We start from the raw sequence: 20,016 nt of genomic DNA, 5'->3' as shown, positions 1-20,016 counted from the left end.
TCATGCGAAGTGCAAGCATATCAAGCACCAGAAAATGGATGACGACGTGACTGACTCCTATGTGACCTACGAACTCGATGGGGACATCGCCCTTATCGGCATCAACCGTCCCAGCAAGCGCAACGCCTTGAGCAGCGAGGCCGCCAACCAGCTGATCCGGGCCGCCGAACGCGCCGGGTTGGAGGCCAGGGCGGGCGTGATCTTCGGTCATGGCGACCACTTCTCCGCCGGCCTCGACCTTGTGGACATGGGAGTCCGGCGGCGGGCGGGAGTTTCCGACGATCAGAAGCGCGATCGGCATGAAGGCCATCAGGGTTTCGATGCCATTGCCAGAGGACGCATTCCCTTTGTTGCCGCCTTGCGCGGAGCGGTGATCGGATATGGTCTGGAACTCGCTGCCGCCGCGCAGATTCGCGTCGCCGACCGGACCACCTATTTCGGGCTGCCGGAGGCCATGCGAGGCATCTTCGTGGGTGGCGGCGGTTCGGTCCGTATTCAGCGCCTGCTGGGTTATGCCCGAATGGCCGACATGATGCTGACCCGCCGCATTCTCTCCGCAGAAGAGGGACATGGGCTGAATCTGTGCCAATATCTTGTCGAGCCGGATGAAGCCCTTGAAAAGGCCAAGGAACTGGCGAGAACGATCAGCGAGAATGTCGCGCTGTCCAACTGGACGATCTGCAATGTCCTGCCGCGCATGTTCGACCTTGGCCAGGACGATGGCTTCATGCTGGAGCAGATGGCGGCCCATTACACGTTCGGCAACGAGTCCCAGGAGCGTCTGGATCAGTTCGCCCGGAAACAGGGTCCCCGCTTCAAATAACCGGGCCACGCAAGCCAAAAAACGGAGAGGCGCAATGACACAATCGCTGGCGGATCATACGACGCCATTCGTACGCGACGAATGGTATGTCGCCGCATTGTCGAGCGAGATCGACCGGCGCCTGCAGGATCGCAAGATCCTGGGCATCGGCGTTCTGCTTTACCGCTGCGAGGATGGAACGGCTGTCGCCCTGCACAACCGCTGCCCTCATCGCTCCTTTCCGCTCTCGAGCGGAAAGCTTGTCGGTGACACCGTGACATGCGGGTATCATGGACTGGCATTCGGCAGCGATGGTCGATGCATCGCAGTGCCATCGCAATCCACCGTTCCCAAGGGATTGGGCACGCCAGCTTATCCGCTGGTCGAGCGTGCGCTCTTCCTGTGGATATGGATGGGCGATCCCGCGCATGCCGATCCAGCAACGATCCCCGATCATCACTGGCTGTCCGATCCCGACCATGCCGGCTTCACCGGATATATCCATTGCCGCAGCAACTATATTCGGTTGCACGAGAATGTGCTCGACCTCACCCATTTCCCCTATCTTCATGGCGATGCCGTGGGGGACGTCACTTTCAGCCAGCTCCCCTTCAGGACGGAGCGCAAAGGGCATCAGGTCGTCGTCACCCGCAAGGATGAGGGCCGGGTCATTAATGGCGCCAATGCGCTGATCATCGGCAATGAAGGCCACCGCTGCAATCGCCTGTCGGAAAGCTGGTTCACGTCACCTGCCTTTCACATCGCCCATACGATGATCGAGGACCTGGATGGCGGCGTGAATGGACGGGCCGAGTTTCACAACAAGATCATCCACTGTTTCACGCCGGAAACGCAGCATAGCTGCCATTATTTCTATGCGCAGGCCCGCGATGTCGCCATCGACCGGCCGGATGTGACGGATGCCATAGCGCGGGTCGCCTACAAGGCTTTCATGGAGGACGAAGAGGCGCTCGAACTGGTCGAGCGGACCTGGACCGACGAGGATCTGGCTGATTACCGGGAACTGAGTGTCCGCGGCGACCTTCCCGGCCTTCACATGCGTCACATCATCTTCGAACGCGCCATGATCGAGAAGGCGGCTTCCTTGCCCTCGCGGCAAGCAGAGAAGCAACCAGCATGACCATTTTCGCGCGCAACCAATGGTATGTGATTGCCTGGAGTCATGAGGTTGGCCGCAAGCCGCTCGCCCGGTTGATCTGCGACGAACCAGTCATGCTCTACCGGCGCGAGGACGGCACGGTCGTCGCGTTGGAAGACGCCTGCCCGCATCGGCTGCTGCCCCTGTCGATGGGCACGGTGATCGGTGATGCCATTCAGTGCCGCTATCATGGGCTTCTGCTTGATTCCGCCGGGCAATGCCTCGAAATGCCCGGCGGCGATCCTGTCAACCGCGCGGTTTGCGCGCGCGCCTATCCCATCGTGGAGCGGCAGAAGTTCGTTTGGGTTTGGATAGGCGATGCCGACCGCGCCGACCCCTCGCTATTGCCGCATCTCTGGATGAACGAAGCCGAAGGCTGGCGCGTCGATGGGGGCGTGTTCGAGGTCAGATGCGATTACCGGCTGTTCATCGACAATCTGATGGATCTCACCCATGAGACGACCGTGCACGCCAGCAGCATCGGCCAAAAGGAACTGCATCAGTTTCCGATCGAAACACAGGTCTTCCCGGATCGGGTAGTCACTTCGCGCTGGATGCCCGCGGTTGTGCCGGCCCCGCTCTATCGATCACTGATGGGCGGTCATGACGGGCCGGTCGATCGCTGGCAGATCATCACCTATCTCCCGCCGGCCGGCGTCCTGATCGACGTCGGCGTGGCCCGGGTCGAGCATGAAGTGACGCTCGAAGACCATGGCAAGGCGGAAATACAATCATTCATCCTCGATTTCATCACGCCCGCCACCGCGAAGACATGCCATTATTTCTGGGGGTCGGCGCGCAATTTCGACATCGATGATGATGAAGCCTTCAATCGCCTGACGGCCGCTCAGGGCAAGGTTTTCGAAGAAGATGTCGAGGTACTCGAGGCGCAGCAGCTTTCGATCGACCGGATGCCGCATCGTAAACTCCGCGCTTATGGCGTCGATGCCGGCGGCGTGAAGGCCCGGTTGCTGCTCGACAAACTCATTCGCGCGGCAGCCGCAAACCCCGAGAGCGCCTGAACGGCGCCCAATGCTTGCAAGGTGGAGAAGTGAATAATGGAGCCAGCCCTCTGCCAGAACCTGTCCATGATGCTGCGCCGCAGCGCCGCGCGGAACGGAAACCGGCGGGCCATAGTCTGTGGCTCCGTGACATGGACTTACGCCGAACTTGACAGTCTTGCCGACAGCCTGTGCCGAGGCCTTGCGATGCGGGGGTTTGGAAAGGGCGATCGCATCGCCATCCTGGCACGAAACAGCCACAGCTTCATGGCCGTCCGCTTCGCGGTCGCGCGGCTTGGCGCGGTGCTGGTGCCGGTCAACTTCCTGCTGAACAGCGATGAGGTGCGATACATCCTTGAACATTCCGGCGCGCGCCTGCTGTTCGCGGATGCAACGACACGCTCCATCGCAAGCGACGCCGCGCCAGCGGCCATAGAGGCGATCTATGGTCTGGACGGGGAAACCGATCCGGCGCCTCATGAATTTCCCTCCTGGCGCGAAATCCTGACGAACGGCCCGCCGCCGGAGGAAAGCGCCAGCGCGGAAGACCTGCTCCAGCTCATCTATACGAGCGGCACGGAATCCCGGCCAAAGGGGGCCATGCTGACGCACGCATCGCTATTGTGGGAATATCAATCCTGCATCGTCGATTGCGAATGGACAGCCGATGTCGTGGCGCTCCATGCCCTGCCGCTGTTCCACTGCGCCCAACTCGACGCGATGATGGGGCCGGCATTGCAGGTGGGGGCCACCAACATCATTACGGCGACGCCCTCTCCCGACAATCTCCTTCCGCTTCTCGCGCGGCACAAGGTCACGTCCTTTTTCGCCCCGCCGACCGTGTGGATCAGCTTGCTGCGCTCGCCGCTGTTCGATCAACATGATCTGTCGCATATCGCCAAGGGCTATTATGGCGCGTCGATCATGCCGGTCGAGGTCTTGCGGGAACTTCAGCGCAGGCTGCCGGGGCTTCGGCTCTGGAACCTCTATGGCCAGACGGAAATCGCTCCGGTCGCGACCATCCTGTTTCCTCATGAGCAGGAAGCGCGGGCCGGATCGGCGGGACGTCCCGCATTGCACGTTTCGACCCGTGTCGTCGACGAGCGGATGCGCGACGTCGCTCCGGGGGAAACCGGCGAGATCGTGCATCGCTCTCCGCAATTGATGAAAGGCTATTGGAATGATCCGGTACGAACCGCAGAGGCCTTCGCAGGTGGGTGGTTCCACAGCGGCGACCTCGCGACGATTGACGAGGATGGCTATATCACCGTCGTCGACCGCAAGAAGGACATGATCAAGACGGGCGGGGAGAATGTCTCCTCACGCGAAGTCGAGGAGGCGATCTATGCCCACCCCCATGTCGCCGAAGTCGCCGTGATCGGCCTGCCTGATCCGCGCTGGATCGAAATGGTTGCCGCTGTCGTGGCCCCCCGGGACGGCATGACGGTCGAGGAAACCACGCTGATCGCCCATTGTCGCGCGCATCTTGCCGCGTTCAAGGTGCCCAAGCGGGTGATCATAGTCGATGCACTGCCCCGTAACGCCAGTGGCAAGATATTGAAACGTGAACTGCGGAGCCTGGCCCGATCTTCCCGGGCCTTCCTTTCATACGACCTTCTTCAGGGATTTTGCGATCATGACAACGACGCCCTATAATCGGAAACCCATCCCCAAATCCGTGCTCATTTTCGGCGCGGCAGCACGCATCGGGGGACCACTGGCCGATTTCCTGAGCAGGGAAGCGCCCTCGATCCGCCTGCGCCTCGCATCGAGCAGCCCGGAAAAGGCCGAACAACTTCGCCAAATCCATCCCGGCGCTGAGGTCGTGCTTGCGAGCTACGCTGATCTTCCCTCGCTCAAGGCTGCGGTCGCTGACATGGAGGGCATCTTTGTCGTTGCTCCGAGCGGGACGGACGAAGAGATCGCGACCGGCAATATGATCGAGGCGCTGAAGGGGACTTCCCGGCTGATCCAGTTGATCCGGATCGTCGGGCTTCAGCCGGAAGCGAACAATCATCGCATCCCGTCCGAGATCGCCCGGCTGAGCCTGCCGATCCAGCACGCGCTTGCAAAGAAGATGCTGGACGACAGTTTCCTGCCGGTCACCTATCTCAATTGTGGCGCGACCTTCATGAACAACTTCCTGTTGTTCGGCTCATACCGGGCCTTGCAGCGCGACCGCAAGCTGATCTGGCCAGAGCGCAAGATTCCCTATATCGATCCGGCCGAAGTGGGCGAGGTTGCGGGCAGGTTGTTCCTTTCGGACAATCACCGGCACATCGGACAATTCCATACCATCAACAACGGTCACGATATTCTTCGCTTCAGCGAGGTCGCCGAACTGATGAGCGAAGTCTGGGGCGAACCGATCGCGCATGACGGTTCGAAAGAAGCCTTCTTCGCCGAATATCCCCATCTGGGTCCCGCCGCCCAGAGGCTCTGGGACTTCTTCCAATATGAACAGGATAATGAGGAGGTCTGGGCTCGCAACGACTTCGCCGAACGCATGCTCGGGCGCAAGCCCAGGACGTTACGGGAATGGCTGATCGAAAATCGCGACCCATTGTTGGGAGGACCGGACAAGACGTCGTAGCAGGCGGCGTCTTTGGGCCATCGCCGCTATCGTTGTGGCTCCCGCGACGCCCCCGACCTTTTCAGGGCTGCTGGTCGCTCCGATCGGAGGACATGGCAGCGAGGCGGGCCCGGGCATCGGCGATGAGCCCGGCATGATAGCCGGAATCGCCACGCCATCGAACAAAGGCGTCACGAACCGTCGATAGTGCGACGCCCTTGGCCGCGCCCGCAAGATGAATCAGGACCGCATCGATTGTTCGGTCCTGAAACTCCTCATTGCTGAGGATGCCCAATCCCCATTCATGCACTTTCGCGAACAGCAGGTTGGACAGATCGATCAGAAGCGTTTCGCCATCGACACCCTTCTGCAACTGCCGGTGCAGCACCAGCGTCTGTATCCAGGGCTTCCAGGCCCTGCCACCGATCGTCAGCAGAACCTCCCTGATGCGGGGGTGGAGCGACGGCGAAAAGTAGAGTGCGGCCACGGCCTTGAGATAGTTCGGTATCTGTTGGTTGCGCAGCGTGGTGGTGATCTGCTGCTGGATCGCGCTTTCCAACGATGCCGGATGCCTGTCGAATTGGAGCCGCCGCTCGAACTCCTCGAAATAGCTGCCGATGGCCAGGGCGATGATGTTCTCCTTGCTGTCGAAGGCATAATAGAGCGTGCGCGAAGCCACCCCGGCCCGCTTGCACAATTCCCGGATGCTAAAGGCATCCAGGCCACCGCTGCCGATCATCTTGCGTGCTTCGTTCAGAATGCGCCGACGCCGCTCGAACATGGCCGAGCTGCTGTTGGTCATATTACCCAATGCGTAGAGTGCGATATCGTCCATGCCAAGCCTGTACCGTTTGTGACGGGAAGATCAAAGCCGGCGGGCGCGGCGGCGTGGTCTGTTGGCAGTGGCGCTCGGTTGCGCCAGCCATCAGTCTGGCCCTGAACATCGGATCTTGATGGATCAAGAACCCACATCTTCTGCTCGCGGCCTCGATTCGCTGACCTTGAGGCTGCGGAGCGGATTAATATGATGTCACATAAATTGCAATATGTATGCGTTTATATATATCATTGCCCCAATGTATTAAATATTAATCCTGTATTTACAGTATATTAGATATAAATCGCGGATGGATTTCAGAAATTTAAATTGCTACATGTGATAAAAAATTGATATTCGTCAGCGAACGCCCGCTTGCCGCTGCCATCAATCGATGGCGGTTACTTCCGGGCTGCGCAGGGAGGATTCATGTCGGTTCTGAGCGTTCCAACGCCGGCCTATCTGGCGGAGGACGAGTTCGCGATGTTCGGTCGCAGCGTTGGCCGCTTTCTGGATCAGCACGCTTCCGCTGAAACCGTTGCGCAATGGCGCGAAAGCGGCATCGTGCCCCGCGGCGCTTGGGAAGAGGCGGGCAAGGCAGGCCTGCTCGGCCTGTCCACGCCGGTCGACCATGGCGGCGTCGGTGGCGATTTCCGTCACGAGGTCGTCCTCATGCGCGAGATCGGCTTGCGAGGCATAGAGGGCTGGGATTTGACCCTGCACAATGCGATCATCACCCCCTATATTCAGGCCTTCGGATCGGAGGAGCAAAAGGCGCGCTGGCTCCCCCGCATGGCGACCGGGGAGGTGATAAGCGCGATCGCCATGACGGAGCCGGGCGCCGGGTCGGACCTGCAGGGCGTGCGCACCACGGCGCGCCGGGACGGTGATACTTATGTGATCAACGGGTCCAAGACCTTCATCACCAATGGGCAGAACGCGGACCTGATCCTGGTGGTCGCCAAGACGGATCCTGCGGCCGGGTCGAGGGGCATCTCGCTGTTCCTGGTCGACACGGCTGACGCGCCGGGGTTCGAGCGCGGCCGCAATCTTGACAAGATCGGCCGCAGCATGGCCGACACCTCGGAACTGTTCTTCAACGACGTCCGCGTGCCTGCCGGAAACCTGCTAGGTCCGGTTGAAGGCCAGGGTTTCGTCCAGCTCATGGAGAAACTGCCGCAGGAGCGCCTGATCATCGCCGTGCAATGCATGGCGGCTATTGAATATGCGCTCGGGATCACCCTGGATTATGTCAAGCAACGGCGCGCCTTCGGCAAGCCGATCATCGAATTCCAGAACACCCAGTTCAAGCTTGCGGAGCTGAAGACCGAGGCGACGATCGCCCGCATATTCGTTGATCACTGCATCGGCCTTCATCTCGAAGGCAGGCTCGACAGTTCAACCGCGTCCATGGCCAAATATTGGATATCGGATCTGCATTGCAAGGTCGTCGACGAATGCCTGCAACTTCATGGCGGTTACGGCTATATGAACGAATATCCGATCGCGCAGGCCTATAAGGATGCGCGGGTCAATCGCATCTATGGCGGCACCAACGAAATCATGAAACTCCTGATCGCACGGACGCTCTAGGGTGTGTGGGGATTTGGCCTGATGGTAATATTGGCCATTTGTGGACATTCCTACCCTCGTCACCCCAATCTTGCCTTTCCAAGCCAAATCCCCACACGTCCTAGACGATGGACATCCCGTCCTTCTTCGACATCAGGGGGTAAGACCGCGCTGGTCACGGGCACCGTCAGACCTGTCTGCATTTTCTGAGGAAGACATCATGAACCTTGTCGTCAATTCTGTCGTCTCGCTCGAGACTGAAGGGGAAATCGCCATCGTCGCGGTGGACTCCCCGCCGGTCAACGCGCTCGGGCAGCGCGTGCGTGAGGGCGTCCTACTGGGCATCCGGAAGGCGATCGGGCAGAAGGCAAAGGCGGTGGTGCTGCTTTGCAAGGGGCCGACCTTCTTCGCGGGCGCCGATATTTCCGAGTTGGACAGACCCATATTGGAGCCGACGCTGGACGTGGTCGAGGCGGCGATCGAGGATTCTCCGATCCCGGTGGTGGCGGCGATCCACGGAACCGCGCTGGGCGGAGGGCTGGAAGTGGCGATGGCCTGTCACTATCGCGTCGCCGTCCCATCCGCCCGGCTGGGCTTGCCCGAAGTGGCCCTTGGCCTGTTGCCGGGAGCCGGCGGCACGCAGCGCGCCCCTCGGCTGATGGGAATCGAGGCGGCGATTGGCATGATCGCCGGCGGCAAGCCAGTCATGGCGGCCGAAGGCATCAGGCTGGGCCTGCTTGATGCGCTGGTGGATGAAGGCGAACTGCGCGGGCAGGCCATCGCCTTCGCGCGGGAACTGCTGGTGAAAGGCGCGCCGCTCAAGCGCGCGCGCGATCTGCCGGTCGATCTGTCGCCTGAAGAGGCGCAGGCTGCGGCCGACCGTTACCGGGCGAAGAACCCGGCGCAGTTCAGGGGATTCAAGGCGCCGGGCAACATCCTGAAGGCAGTCGTCGCCGCCGCCGAATTGCCCTTCGATCAAGGTATCGCGCGCGAATGGGAGCTATTCTCGGAGCTGCTGAGTTCCGAGGAGTCCGAGGCGCAACGCTACGCATTCTTTGCCGAGCGCATCGCCGGCAAGGTCCCCGGCCTCGACAAGACCGTCAGGCCGCGCGCAATCGCGACAACCGGCGTCGTCGGCGCGGGCACGATGGGCACCGGCATCGCCATCGCCCTGCTGAACGCCGGCTTCCCCGTCACGCTGGTGGACCTGAACGCCGAAGCGCTGGACAAGGCCAGAGCGCGGATCGCCGGAACCATTCAGGGACAGGCCGACAAGGGACGCATCCCATCCGATGCCGCCGCTGCCCGCATCGCGGCGCTGTCCTCCGCCGGCGATCTGTCCGCCCTGACCGGGACCGATCTCGTCATAGAGGCCGTCTTCGAGCGTCCCGACCTCAAAAAGACCATTTTCGCGCAACTCGACGCCGTCATGAAGCCCGGCGCGATTCTCGCCACCAACACCTCGTTCCTTGATGTCAACGAAATCGCCGCCGCCACCGCCCGGCCCCATGACGTGGTTGGCCTGCATTTCTTCGCCCCGGCGAACATCATGCGCCTGCTCGAAATCGTGCGGGGGGACAAGACGGCTGGCGACGTGCTGGCCACGGCGCTCTGGCTGGGCCGCAAGCTGGGCAAGCTCGCCGTGGTGTCCGGCGTCTGCGACGGTTTCATCGCCAACCGCCTGATGGCCCGGCGCGGCGAAACCGCCGATCGCCTGATCCTGAATGGGCCGCCACCGGCCGATATCGACCGGGTGATGGTGGATTACGGCTTTCCGATGGGCCCCTTCCAGATGGTTGACCTCGTCGGGCTGGACGTCATCGGCTGGGATCGCGAGAACAGCGCCGGTCGGACGGTGCAGGAGATTCTCTGCGAGGCCGGCCACTGGGGGCAGAAGACCGGCAGCGGCTATTATGATTATTCGCAAGGCACAGCGGCGCCAGCGGCGGACGCGCTGGCGGCGATCGCCGCGATCCGCGAGCGAAACAGGATTGAGCCGCGCTCCTATGACGATGCGCAATTGCTTCATGCGCTGCTCGATCCGGTGGTGAATGAAGGCGCCAAACTGGTGGACGAGGGCATCGTCTATCGCGCGTCGGACATCGATATGGCGCTGATCGCCGGCTATGGCTGGCCAGTCTATCGCGGCGGCCCCATGTTCTGGGGCGACAGCGTGGGCTTGCCCGGCGTGGTCGAACGGCTGAAAGCGCGCGTCGCCGCCGGCGAGGACATCGTCATTTCACCACTGCTGGAGCGCTACGCCATTGAAGGCCGGCGCTTCGTGCACGATGATCGTCAACGAGGCCGCGCTCAAGGCCCGCGCGGCATTGGCGAGCCCGGCAAAGGGACGCTGACCGCAGGAGGGCACGGGTGATGGGCCATGAAATGATACGATATGAGGTGGAGGACGGAATCGCGACGCTGACGCTGACGCGCCCCGACAGGCTGAATGCGTTCACCACGGCCATGATGCGCGAGATGCTCGATGCCTTCGACCGGATCGATGCCGACGACGCGGTGCGCGCTGTCGTGGTCACCGGGGAAGGCAGGGCCTTTTGCGCGGGCGCCGATATCGCTGGCGGCGCCGAAGGCTTCCATGATGGCGACGAAGGAAGTCTGCGCCGCGCCGATGGCACGCTCGACTACGCCTCGCCACTGGCGCGCGATGGCGGCGGCCTGCTCGCGTTGCGGATCTTCGAACTCAAAAAGCCGATCATCGCCGCGATCAACGGCGTCGCCGTCGGCATCGGCGCGACCATGACGCTGCCCATGGACATCCGGCTCGCCAGCGACCGGGCGCGCATCGGCTTTGTCTTCACGCGCCGCGGGATCGTGCCGGAAGCCGCATCCTCCTATTTCCTGCCACGGGTGGTGGGTGTCAGCAAGGCACTGGAATGGTGCTATTCGGGGCGCGTGTTCGATGCGCAGGAGGCGCTGGCGGGGGGCCTCGTCCGCTCGATTCACCCCGGCGATGATCTTCTGCCCGCCGCCTATGCCCTGGCGCGCGAGATTGCCGACAACAGCGCGCCGGTTTCGATCGCGCTGACGCGGCAGATGATCTGGCGCGGGCTCGGCATGGCGCATCCGATGGAGGCGCACCGCATCGACAGCCGTGGGGTGCTGACGCGCAGCCTCAGCGGGGACGCGCGTGAAGGCGTCGCCTCGTTCCTCGAAAAGCGCGCCGCCCATTTCCCCGACCGCGTATCGGCCGACATGCCCGATTATTTCCCCTGGTGGGAAGAGCCGCAATATTCGTGATCCGCGCCATGTTGAGAGAGGCTGACCGTGCCTGACTGCACCAATTTCAGAGCCCTGGTCGATCATATGGCCAGACTCGACACCGGCGAGCCTATGTTCGCCGATCTGATCTCAGGCCGTACCGCCACCTCGGCGGAATTCGCGCGCGCCGCGAAGCGGAAGGCGGCGGCGCTACGGGCGCTGGGACTACGCAAGGGAGAGAGCGTCGCCATCATGGCGCTCAATTCCACCGAAACGCTGTGCACGATCCTTGCCGCCTTCGCTGCGGGTTCCGTCGCGGTTCCGCTGAACCTGCGATGGTCCGGCGCCGAACAGGCTTTCGCGCTATCGGACGCCGGCGTGAAGATCGTGCTCCACGACAAAGCCTGTCAGCCGGCCGCGGAAAAACTGGCCGGCCTGGCCGATGCCGCCGTCCGCTTCCTCGACATGGGCGAAGTCGAAGCCCGCGTCGCCGTCCCCGACCTTGTCGGGGCCTTCGACGCACATGGGGATTGGCCTTCGGGCGAGGATGATTGCGCGATCCTCTATACCGGCGGCACGACGGGCCGCTCGAAAGGCGTCGTCCATTCGCACCGTTCGCTGCTCGCCACGGGGCGGACGATGGCGCTGTCCGGCGTTCCGCTGCCGTGCCGCGTTTTTGCCTGCTGCTTTCCGCTGTTCCACATTGGCGGTCTGGCGCCGATGCTCGGGCGGTTTTTCCAGCAGTCGCCGACGGTTTTCATCCCGACGTTCGATCCGGCGCAGATCGCGCGCTGTCTGCGTGAGTGGGGTGTCGAAGAGCTTGGGCTCGCGCCTACGATGATCCAGCTTCTCCTCGATTGGGAGGGCTTCGATCCCCTCGCTTTCGCTGGTCTGGAGCGCATGCTCTACGGCTCTTCGCCGATTGCGCCCAGCCTGCTGGCGGCGATACGCGAGAAGCTGCCGGGCGTTAAGCTGACCCAGGCCTATGGCATGTCGGAAGCAGGCGTGTTCGCGTTCCTCGGAGCGAAGCTGCACGATCTCAGCCCACGTTACGACGTCGCGGCTGGACAGATTCTCTGCCCGGACGTGATCGTCCGCATCGAGGACAGCGAGGGCGCGCCGTTGCCGCCCGGCGAGATGGGCGAGGTCGTGGTGTATGGCGACAGCCTGATGTCGCGCTATCATAACCTGCCCGACGCAACCGGGGAGGCCATGCGCAACGGCGGCTATCATACGGGCGATCTAGGCGAGATGGATGACGCAGGCGTCCTGACCATTCGCGACCGGTTGAAGGACATGATCATCACCGGTGGCGAGAACGTCTATTCGCTTGAAGTGGAAAGCGCCGTTTCCATGCATCCGGCCGTGCTCAAGGTCGCCGTGATTGGCGTACCGCACAAGTTGTGGGGAGAAACTGTGCACGCCGTGATCGTGCCGCGCGACCGGGAAGCCCTGTCGCTGGACGGCCTGATCGCATTCCTGCGGCCCACGATCGCTGGCTACAAGATACCCCGCGGACTGACGATCATGACCGATCTACCCCTGACCGCGCTTGGCAAGATTGCGAAACAGGAGCTTCGTCGCGCCGTGATCGAGAGCCCAAATGATGGCGAACCCTGAGGCCGGGGGCGGATAGGAAGTCATAACGCCTACCCGCCAAAACCGACAACGATGTTATTGCGGGAGCCTGGCTTTCATCATCGTCAGAAAGCGGCCGATACCGGCTGTAGCCGCTGCCTCAGGGCGTCCTGATGCTCCCGCAGCCAGGAACGCATCGTCACGGGCTGCCGCCCCAGAATGCGTTCGAGGCAGTCGTTCATGGACCACGCCACATCATTCTCATCTTCGTAGCGGAAGAAGTTCCACAGCATGTCGGGCATCGTCGGGGGAGCCTTGCCGGCCTGCACCGCCGGTTCGAACACTTTCCTCAGGCCCTCAAGACTTGAATCATATTCGATATCCATAAGGAGCGTGTCGCTCATCATCTTCACGATGTCTTCCATGACAAGGCTGTCATGGCCGTTGTTGAGGGTGTGGAACTGATGGATATGACGGGCATTGCCATCGATCAGGATGCGCGCCGCGGCTTCTCCGATATCTCGCGGATCAATGAACGGCACGCGTCGGCTGGGCCATGTGAGCTTGCCGGGGGACAGCATCGGCATGACGAAAAAATTGTCCATGAAACTGGCGCCGATGTTCAGATAAGTCACGGGAAGTTCGGAATCATGGAGAATCCGGGCCGCAATCGGGTGCTGAGTCTCAATTCCCCGCCCCGAACCGACAGCATATTCCGGCACCCTTCGCGGATTTGGCGAGGGATAGGCGGAGAGTTGCCTGACAAGATGAACGAGGTCGGCACCATCGCCGATAGCCGCCACCAGATTGCCCATCGCCGCCGTTTCGTCAGTGCCGCCGGGCGTGTTGACGAACAATCCCTCCATCCCCCGAACGGCGGGAACCAGCGAAGACTGGTCGTAATAGTTGGCGACCATGACCTCGGCAGCCGGAAACGCCTTTTGCAGGTCCGCCACTTTTTGCGGATTGCTGGTGATCAGACGCAAGCTGATGTCGGGCGCATGATAGCTCAGCCAGCGCGCCATTGGCTTTCCGATATGACCGCTCGCACCAAAAATGGCGATGCTGGCTGGAATCTTCTTTTTGAATTTGTCCATGCTCATCTCCCGGCAGAATAGGGGCTATCTGGGCCGCAGGTAACGGATGCTTCCGTTGGTTTCCGCTTTACGAAAGCTTGATCCACGTGGTCTTGATCTGCGTATATTTGTCGAGCGCATGCAGCGACTTGTCGCGGCCATAACCGGACTGCCTGTAGCCGCCGAACGGCACCAGCGTCGAATTCGCATCCTCGCCATAGCTGTTGACGCCCACAGCACCCAGCCGCAACCGGCGAGACACATTGAGGGCAGTATTGAGATCACTTGTCCACAATCCGCCGGCAAGGCCGTAGGCGGTGCCATTGGCAATCGCCACCGCCTCATCCACCGTGTCGAAGGTCAGCACCGACAAGACGGGGCCGAATATTTCTTCGCGCGCCACGCGCATGTCCGGCGACACGCCATCGATCACGGTCGGCTGAAGATAGCTGCCGCCCGTATCGACGAGCGCTCGTTCGCCGCCGGTCACGATCCTGCCGCCCTGGTCGCGGGCAATGCCGATATAGTCCGCGACGCGATCAAGGTGCCTGGCGCTCGACATTGTCCCCATCATCGTGGTTTCGACGCGCGGGTCGGCGGGTTGCAGCGCCGCTGCGACGCCGCTCAGCACCTCGACCACCGCATCCTTGATGCTGTGGTGGACGATCAGGCGCGATCCGGCGGCGCAGACCTGCCCCGAATTGAGGAAGATCGCGAACGCGGACGCCTGCGCTGCCGCGACGATGTCGGGCGCGTCGGGAAAGACGATGTTGGGGCCCTTGCCCCCGCATTCGAGCCAGACCGCCTTCATGTTCGATTCCCCGGCATAGCGCTGGAACGATCGGCCCACCTCGCCCGAACCGGTGAAGGCGATGACGTCGACATCGCCATGACGCCCCAGCGCCTCGCCCACGCGCGGGCCGCCCAGAACCACTTCCAGCACGCCTTCAGGAAGGCCCGCCTCCAAGCCCAGCGCGGCGGCGTGCAGCAGCGACAGGGGCGTCGTTTCGTCCGGCTTGACCACGACCGAACAGCCCACGGCCAGCGCGGGCGCCAGTTTCCAGCCGGCAAGGCCGATCGGCCAGTTCCATGGCAACACGACCCCGACCACGCCCACCGGCTCCCGCGTCACCATGGCGAGGACCGCGTCGCCGGTGGGCGCGATTTCGTCCTGCACCTTGTCGATCGCCTCGCCATAATAACGCAGCGCGTCGATGAACCATTGCACGCCGTGGTTGACTGACAGCGCCCGTGGCATGCCCATGGCCAGTGTGTCCATTTGCCCGATGCGTTCACGATCGCGCTCCATCAGGTCGGCCCAGCGCAGCAGCACCCGTTTGCGCTCCGTCGGGGTCAGCCCCGTCCAAGCGCCCTGCTCGAACGCCGCGCGCGCACGGCTCACCGCCGCATCCACGTCGCGCTCGTCATGGTCGGCGACCTCTGTGAAGGCCTCGCCGTCGATCGGGGAAGTGAGCGAACGGCGGCCACTTCCGGCACGACCCTGAGGCAGGTTCAACGTTTCGGCGGCTGCCATCCAGTCGGTCATCTACTTGCCTTTTCAGAAGGGGTTGCGGGCAATGCCGTTCGACGTGACGCCTGCCGCTAAGCTAACACCCGTCAGCACCGGCTCATCCGGTGGCGATGAATTGCCTGATAGTTCGGAAGACGCATGGGTTTCAGGGATTCGCCGCATCCATCAATTTCACCTCCCGCACAGGACCGCCATAGGACCGCCCGGCATTGGAGAAGTTCGGCTCGTCGGGGGCGAGCACCTGCTTGTAATAATCATCCGCCATAGCCGTCTGAAAGGCAGGGCCACCCTCGAACTGGATTGTCGCCAGCCCATCATAGGCCGCTGCCGGCAACGGGCCATTGGCGATCGGGTCCAGAGGGCAATATTCGATGCGACGGTGACGCTCACGGGCGCCCGGACTTGCCATGACCAGTCCGCCATGATGGTTGATCCAATAGTCGCGAAAGGCGGGCGTGCTCATCTGCTCGCGACGGACGGAGAGGATGAGGATTTTGGGACCGACGCTCGATTGGGCGCGCTCCGCCTCCCAGACAATGTGTCCGCGCCCGCCGGCAATCATCGAGTTCTGGCGATCGACAAGCGACCATGGTTCCGACGCGGATTCGAAGTGCCTCTTCAGGACGGCCAGATACGCCTTGGCCGCTGCATGATCGACGAACCAGTTCTCCTCTATGCCGTCGAAGTGCTGCGTCGCCCCTGTCTTGATCGGCATGCCCGATCCCAGCGGTATGTTATAGACCCGTCGCAACAGGCCGGCTGCGTCCGCTGCCGTGCGCGCTGCGATCCACTTCTGCTGGAAACTGTCTTCGTCGACATCGGCGCGCCGCTGGAGGATGAGGGCGAGCTTATACTCGCCCCCCTGCGTCCCCTTTGACTGCCGTTCGCCAAACGACGCGCCTTCAACCTTCCCCGCCAGCGCCGTTCCGATGGTCGCGACCGTGGCCTGAATGGCGCTTCTTCGGTTCATCATATAATTCTTCAACCTCCTGTTCGTTCGAACCGACGATGCCATGCCGTCCGCCGCCTTGCGCTTCGTCAGAATGTATAGCGGACCCGGATGCCATAGGTCCGCGGGCTACCAAGATAGGCGCTTTCGGAGCCAGGCTGCGCCGGGCGGATCACGTCATAGGTGACATAGGCCTTGTTGGTGAGATTCCGGCCATAGGCTTCGATCAGGAAGCCGCGCCCCACGGAAGCCAGCCCAAGATTGGCGTTGAGCAGAGCGAACCCGTCCTGCGTCGCGTTCGTGCTTGTCGTCGTATAGTAACGCCCGCGATACTCCACCTGGATGCGTCCCGTGACGTTGATATCCGGCGTGACCGGCACCGTCAGGTCGAGGCCCGCATTGCCGGTGAATTTGGACGCCGTTGGGAACCGGCGGCCCGAGAGAATGCCCAGATCGCTCGACACGCCATAACTGGCTTCGGGAAGATATTGACCGCCGAGCGAAAGGCTGAGGAAGCTGTTGAATCGCTGCGTGTGATCGAATTCAATTCCGTAGCTTTGTGCCTTTGGCGAATTGAGGACATTGAAATTAAGGCCAAGGAAACGGCCGACCTGCAGATCGGAGATGTGATTGTAAAATATCGCGGCATTGGTATTCGCTCGACCGCCCATCCAATTGACCTTGGTTCCGAGTTCAAACGCATCGACTTTTTCGGGCCTGTATACCGGCGACAGCGGGACCGCATCGAAAATAGTCCCGGCGCCGCTGACGTCTATCGTAACGCCGCCCGCCTTCGCTCCGCGATTGTAAGAGGCATAGACCATAGCATTGCGGTTCGGCTTATATTGCAGTCCAAGCGTGCCGCTCAGGATGTTGTCATGCGATCCCTGGTCATATGGCCTGCCCGGCTGGGCCCGAAAAAGGGCAAGCGGGTCAAGGGCACTATCGCGGAAATAGGGGTTGGTGAAGGCCGCCCGCTTGACCTCGCGCGAGAAACGGATGCCGGCAATCAAATTGATCTTGTCGGTCAATCCCACGGTCCAGTGCGTGAATGCAGCCATTGAATTGGCGCGAGCCCGGAAGCGTTCGTCGGTCGCAAGCCCTGACGCAGCGTTGGAAAAGCCGGGAGGGGCAAAGACGAATAGCTGGTCGAAAAAGGCCTGCGCCTGCTCGCCCCAGTAGATTTGCCGTTGAAGGGCAAGATTCTCGTCGGAGAAAAAGACGCCGAAAGCATATTTCGTCTTCGATGACCCATCCAGTTCGCCGGTATAAGTCAGTTCCTGAGAAATGAAACGGGACTCGAACAATGTGCGCACGCGAAGGATATCCGCGCCCGTGTAATCGGCGTCGGTGAAAAGATCTTCCTTGAACTTGCGAACGCCCGTGATCGACGTGAGCGTCCCGCTCCCAAGGGCCGCTTCCGCGATCAGCGTGCCGCCATAGTCCTCAATGTCGGTATTCCGCCCCACATCGTTAAGATTGGCCTGCCGATCCCCCAATCTGCGTGAAGGCGTTTGGAAGCCGTTGGCCAGCTCAAGCTGATCGAGGACAGGTTGAAATACCGGGGCAACGCGCAATACCGTGCCGTAACAGCAATCGCCGCCCGTCTTGGAATAATCGCCGATGAGTTTGATGGTGAGAACATCGGACGGCTCGTAAAGGAGATAGGCTCGGCCAGCGCGCGTGTTGACGCGGTCGATATCCTGCCCCTTGGTTGTTGTGAAATAGCCGTCGCGGCGATCGTAGAGGCCCGACACCCTCAACGCCAGCTTGTCCGTCAATGGGACGTTGACCGCGGCCCGTCCGGTGACGGTATCATAATTGCCGTAGAGGAATTCGGCATAGCCCTCCGTGTTGGCGAGTGACGGGACGGCACTCGTCACCAGGATCGCTCCGGCCGAGGTGTTTTTGCCAAACAGGGTGCCCTGCGGACCACGGAGAACCTGAAGCGAACCGATGTCGAGGAAAGTGGATAATGCCTGCCCGGCACGGGTGCGGTAGACCCCATCGATGAACACGCCTACCGCGCCTTCGAACGAGGATGCGGTGCCGGTCGTGCCGACGCCGCGAATCTGGATATTTGCCGAAGATGTCGCATCCTTGTTGGAATGGAAGCTGACGCCCGGGCTCACTGTCCCTATCGATTGGATATTGGTCACGCCATTGCGGAGAAGGGACGGTCCATCGGCGGCGGTTATCGCGATCGGCACATCGATCGCGCGCTCGGAACGGCGTTGTGCCGTCACGATGATCTCCGCATGGGGATCACTCGCGGCGCCGGCCCCTTCTCCGGCCGGAGCCGCAGGTGATGTCGCCTGCACTGGCGCCGCCTGTGCGGCGGCCGCCACGGGCGATGCGCCTGTCAGCAGCAGGCCTGCCAGCGTGATCCGCCGACCCACGCAAGTGATGTGCCTCATGATATCCTCCCCATTTTGCCAACGATTCGTCAGTCATTTTGGCGCATCCTAATTTAGATACGCTCCGTAGCGTATTTATCGCACCCAGCTGGAATGGAGTCAAGCATCTTGGCGTTGAACTCGGAGCGACGGGCGAACACGCGCCATCTCTGGTCTTTTCCCGGCGTTTCCCAAAAATCTGCGACAATCCAGGCCAGCAAACGGTTTACCCCCGGTCGGGCTATCGATCGCCAATATCTTGCAAATCCGGACTAAAAACGATACGTATCGAACCTGTTATTTCCTAGTCTCATTTGAGCGGGCTGAAAGAGCGGGGTGCCCTGCTTCCCGGCGTGCGGTTCGGCTGCGTGGGAACCAGCCTGAACAATTGAATATCTGGCCATTGATGAATTGGAGTCATTCTGATGAAGCCTCGTGAAGTGCGCGAACACAGGATCGACCTGGGGAACGGAGCGCAGCTGTTCTGCCATGAATGGCCGGGCGAGGGGCCGACACTCATCCTGCTGCATCCGTCCGGCGGATATGGATTCATGTGGGAATGGGTGGCGGAAGCATTGGGCGATCGCTACCATATCTATGCCCCCGACCAGCGCGGCCACGGACGTTCCAGTCGCCCTGACGGTGATTATTCGGCCGACGAATATGCAGCCGATCTTGCGGTTTTCATGGATCGACTTGGTATCGGGAAGGCCGTGGTGGTCGGGCATTCGCTGGGCGGGCGCGCGGCACAGGCCTTTGCGGGCAATCACCCGGACAGGGCGCAGGCGCTGGTCCTGGTCGGCGGCCCTCATGCCAGCAACTTCCGTGGCACGCGCGAATCAGCGCAGGCAATCCTTGAAAATGCATACAGCATCCTGAGCCACGCGCAGCGGTTCGACACTCGGGAAGAGCTTGTGGCGTTCATGCAGATCACGCATCCCACGGCGCTGGACCCGGAAGCAGGCCGGGAACACCGGCTCACCCACAATTATGTGCAACAGGCGGACGGCAGTATCATGCCACGCTACGATGCCCTCCGGGTTGCGCAGGGGCTTATTCATCAGACGGTGAACCTGCGGCCCCACGCCGGGCGTGTCATTTGCCCGGTGCTGATCCTGCGCGGCGCGCAAAGCCGCGCCCTGAGCCGTGAGCAGGCGGAGGAAATGGCGCGCTGCTGGAAGGATGCGAGAGTGGTGGACGTCGAGGGCCGCTATACCCTCCAGTTCGAGGACCCCGTCGGCACCGCGAATGCGATCACGGCGTTCCTTGACGAGATTGACGTCCGATGCTCCGATTCCAACCGTGCGAGGATGGCCTGAAGAGGCGCGCTTCAGGCCATCCCGG

15 protein-coding genes are annotated in these 20,016 nt (G+C 61.8%); 10 read left to right on the top strand and 5 right to left on the bottom strand.

Annotated features, from left to right (window positions below; genetic code table 11):
• The first annotated feature begins 46 nt into the window (after positions 1-46).
• Genes RUH75_RS03495 through RUH75_RS03475 form a run of 5 tightly spaced genes read left to right on the top strand, consistent with a single transcriptional unit; the run spans position 47 to position 5,555 of the window.
• Complete coding sequence (locus RUH75_RS03495; RefSeq protein WP_313802213.1) at positions 47-823, top strand: crotonase/enoyl-CoA hydratase family protein; 777 nt, start codon at positions 47-49, stop codon at positions 821-823.
• 34 nt (positions 824-857) lie between these two features.
• Positions 858-1,943, top strand: a complete 1,086-nt coding sequence (locus RUH75_RS03490; protein ID WP_313802211.1) for an aromatic ring-hydroxylating dioxygenase subunit alpha — start codon at positions 858-860, stop codon at positions 1,941-1,943.
• The gene (locus RUH75_RS03485; protein WP_313802209.1) at positions 1,940-2,983 is read left to right on the top strand and encodes an aromatic ring-hydroxylating dioxygenase subunit alpha; all 1,044 of its coding nucleotides are present in this window, start codon (positions 1,940-1,942) and stop codon (positions 2,981-2,983) included. Before RUH75_RS03490 ends, RUH75_RS03485 begins: the two co-directional genes overlap by 4 nt.
• A gap of 36 nt (positions 2,984-3,019) precedes the next feature.
• Positions 3,020-4,618, top strand: coding sequence for an acyl-CoA synthetase (locus tag RUH75_RS03480; protein WP_313802207.1), 1,599 nt, complete (start codon positions 3,020-3,022; stop codon positions 4,616-4,618).
• Positions 4,599-5,555, top strand: coding sequence for an NmrA family NAD(P)-binding protein (locus RUH75_RS03475; RefSeq protein WP_313802205.1), 957 nt, complete (start codon positions 4,599-4,601; stop codon positions 5,553-5,555). The genes RUH75_RS03480 and RUH75_RS03475 overlap by 20 nt, the downstream gene beginning before the upstream one ends.
• 61 nt (positions 5,556-5,616) lie before the next feature.
• Here RUH75_RS03475 and RUH75_RS03470 read toward each other — a convergent pair whose 3' ends face one another.
• Positions 5,617-6,369, bottom strand: a complete 753-nt coding sequence (locus tag RUH75_RS03470) for a TetR/AcrR family transcriptional regulator (protein WP_313802203.1) — start codon at positions 6,367-6,369, stop codon at positions 5,617-5,619.
• A 411-nt stretch (positions 6,370-6,780) separates the two neighbouring features.
• On the opposite strand from RUH75_RS03470, the gene RUH75_RS03465 reads away from it, so the two are divergent.
• The 4 genes from RUH75_RS03465 (at position 6,781) to RUH75_RS03450 (ending at position 12,762) form a co-directional block, all read left to right on the top strand.
• Positions 6,781-7,944 (top strand): acyl-CoA dehydrogenase family protein, encoded by a 1,164-nt coding sequence (locus tag RUH75_RS03465; protein WP_313802201.1) that lies wholly within the window; start codon positions 6,781-6,783, stop codon positions 7,942-7,944.
• A 199-nt stretch (positions 7,945-8,143) separates the two neighbouring features.
• On the top strand, positions 8,144-10,297 hold the full coding sequence (locus RUH75_RS03460) for a 3-hydroxyacyl-CoA dehydrogenase NAD-binding domain-containing protein (protein WP_313802199.1): 2,154 nt from the start codon (positions 8,144-8,146) through the stop codon (positions 10,295-10,297).
• The gene (locus RUH75_RS03455; RefSeq protein ID WP_313802244.1) at positions 10,297-11,181 is read left to right on the top strand and encodes a crotonase/enoyl-CoA hydratase family protein; all 885 of its coding nucleotides are present in this window, start codon (positions 10,297-10,299) and stop codon (positions 11,179-11,181) included. Before RUH75_RS03460 ends, RUH75_RS03455 begins: the two co-directional genes overlap by 1 nt.
• A 66-nt stretch (positions 11,182-11,247) precedes the next feature.
• Positions 11,248-12,762: a class I adenylate-forming enzyme family protein gene (locus tag RUH75_RS03450; protein WP_313802197.1), complete on the top strand. Its 1,515-nt coding sequence runs from the start codon at positions 11,248-11,250 to the stop codon at positions 12,760-12,762.
• Between the two features lie 83 nt (positions 12,763-12,845).
• Here the strand turns inward: RUH75_RS03450 and RUH75_RS03445 are convergent, their stop codons facing one another.
• From RUH75_RS03445 to RUH75_RS03430, 4 genes are all read right to left on the bottom strand, one after another.
• The gene (locus RUH75_RS03445) at positions 12,846-13,817 is read right to left on the bottom strand and encodes an NmrA family NAD(P)-binding protein (RefSeq protein ID WP_313802195.1); all 972 of its coding nucleotides are present in this window, start codon (positions 13,815-13,817) and stop codon (positions 12,846-12,848) included.
• A 67-nt stretch (positions 13,818-13,884) separates the two neighbouring features.
• On the bottom strand, positions 13,885-15,342 hold the full coding sequence (locus tag RUH75_RS03440; protein WP_313802193.1) for an aldehyde dehydrogenase family protein: 1,458 nt from the start codon (positions 15,340-15,342) through the stop codon (positions 13,885-13,887).
• A 130-nt stretch (positions 15,343-15,472) separates the two neighbouring features.
• A complete protein-coding gene (locus RUH75_RS03435; protein ID WP_313802192.1) occupies positions 15,473-16,297 on the bottom strand; it encodes an EthD domain-containing protein in 825 nt (274 codons plus the stop codon).
• Positions 16,298-16,365: 68 nt separating this feature from the next.
• Positions 16,366-18,693: a TonB-dependent receptor gene (locus tag RUH75_RS03430; RefSeq protein WP_313802191.1), complete on the bottom strand. Its 2,328-nt coding sequence runs from the start codon at positions 18,691-18,693 to the stop codon at positions 16,366-16,368.
• A 404-nt stretch (positions 18,694-19,097) separates the two neighbouring features.
• On the opposite strand from RUH75_RS03430, the gene RUH75_RS03425 reads away from it, so the two are divergent.
• Positions 19,098-19,991 carry an alpha/beta hydrolase gene (locus RUH75_RS03425; protein ID WP_313802190.1) on the top strand — a complete coding sequence of 298 codons (894 nt, stop codon included), beginning with the start codon at positions 19,098-19,100 and terminating at the stop codon, positions 19,989-19,991.
• Positions 19,992-20,016: the final 25 nt, after the last annotated feature.

The sequence above is a fragment of the Sphingobium sp. genome (assembly GCF_032153725.1).
Classification (GTDB): Bacteria; Pseudomonadota; Alphaproteobacteria; order Sphingomonadales; family Sphingomonadaceae; genus Sphingobium.
Note: the sequence above shows the minus strand (reverse complement) of the source record. Positions and strands in the feature narration are given on the sequence as shown.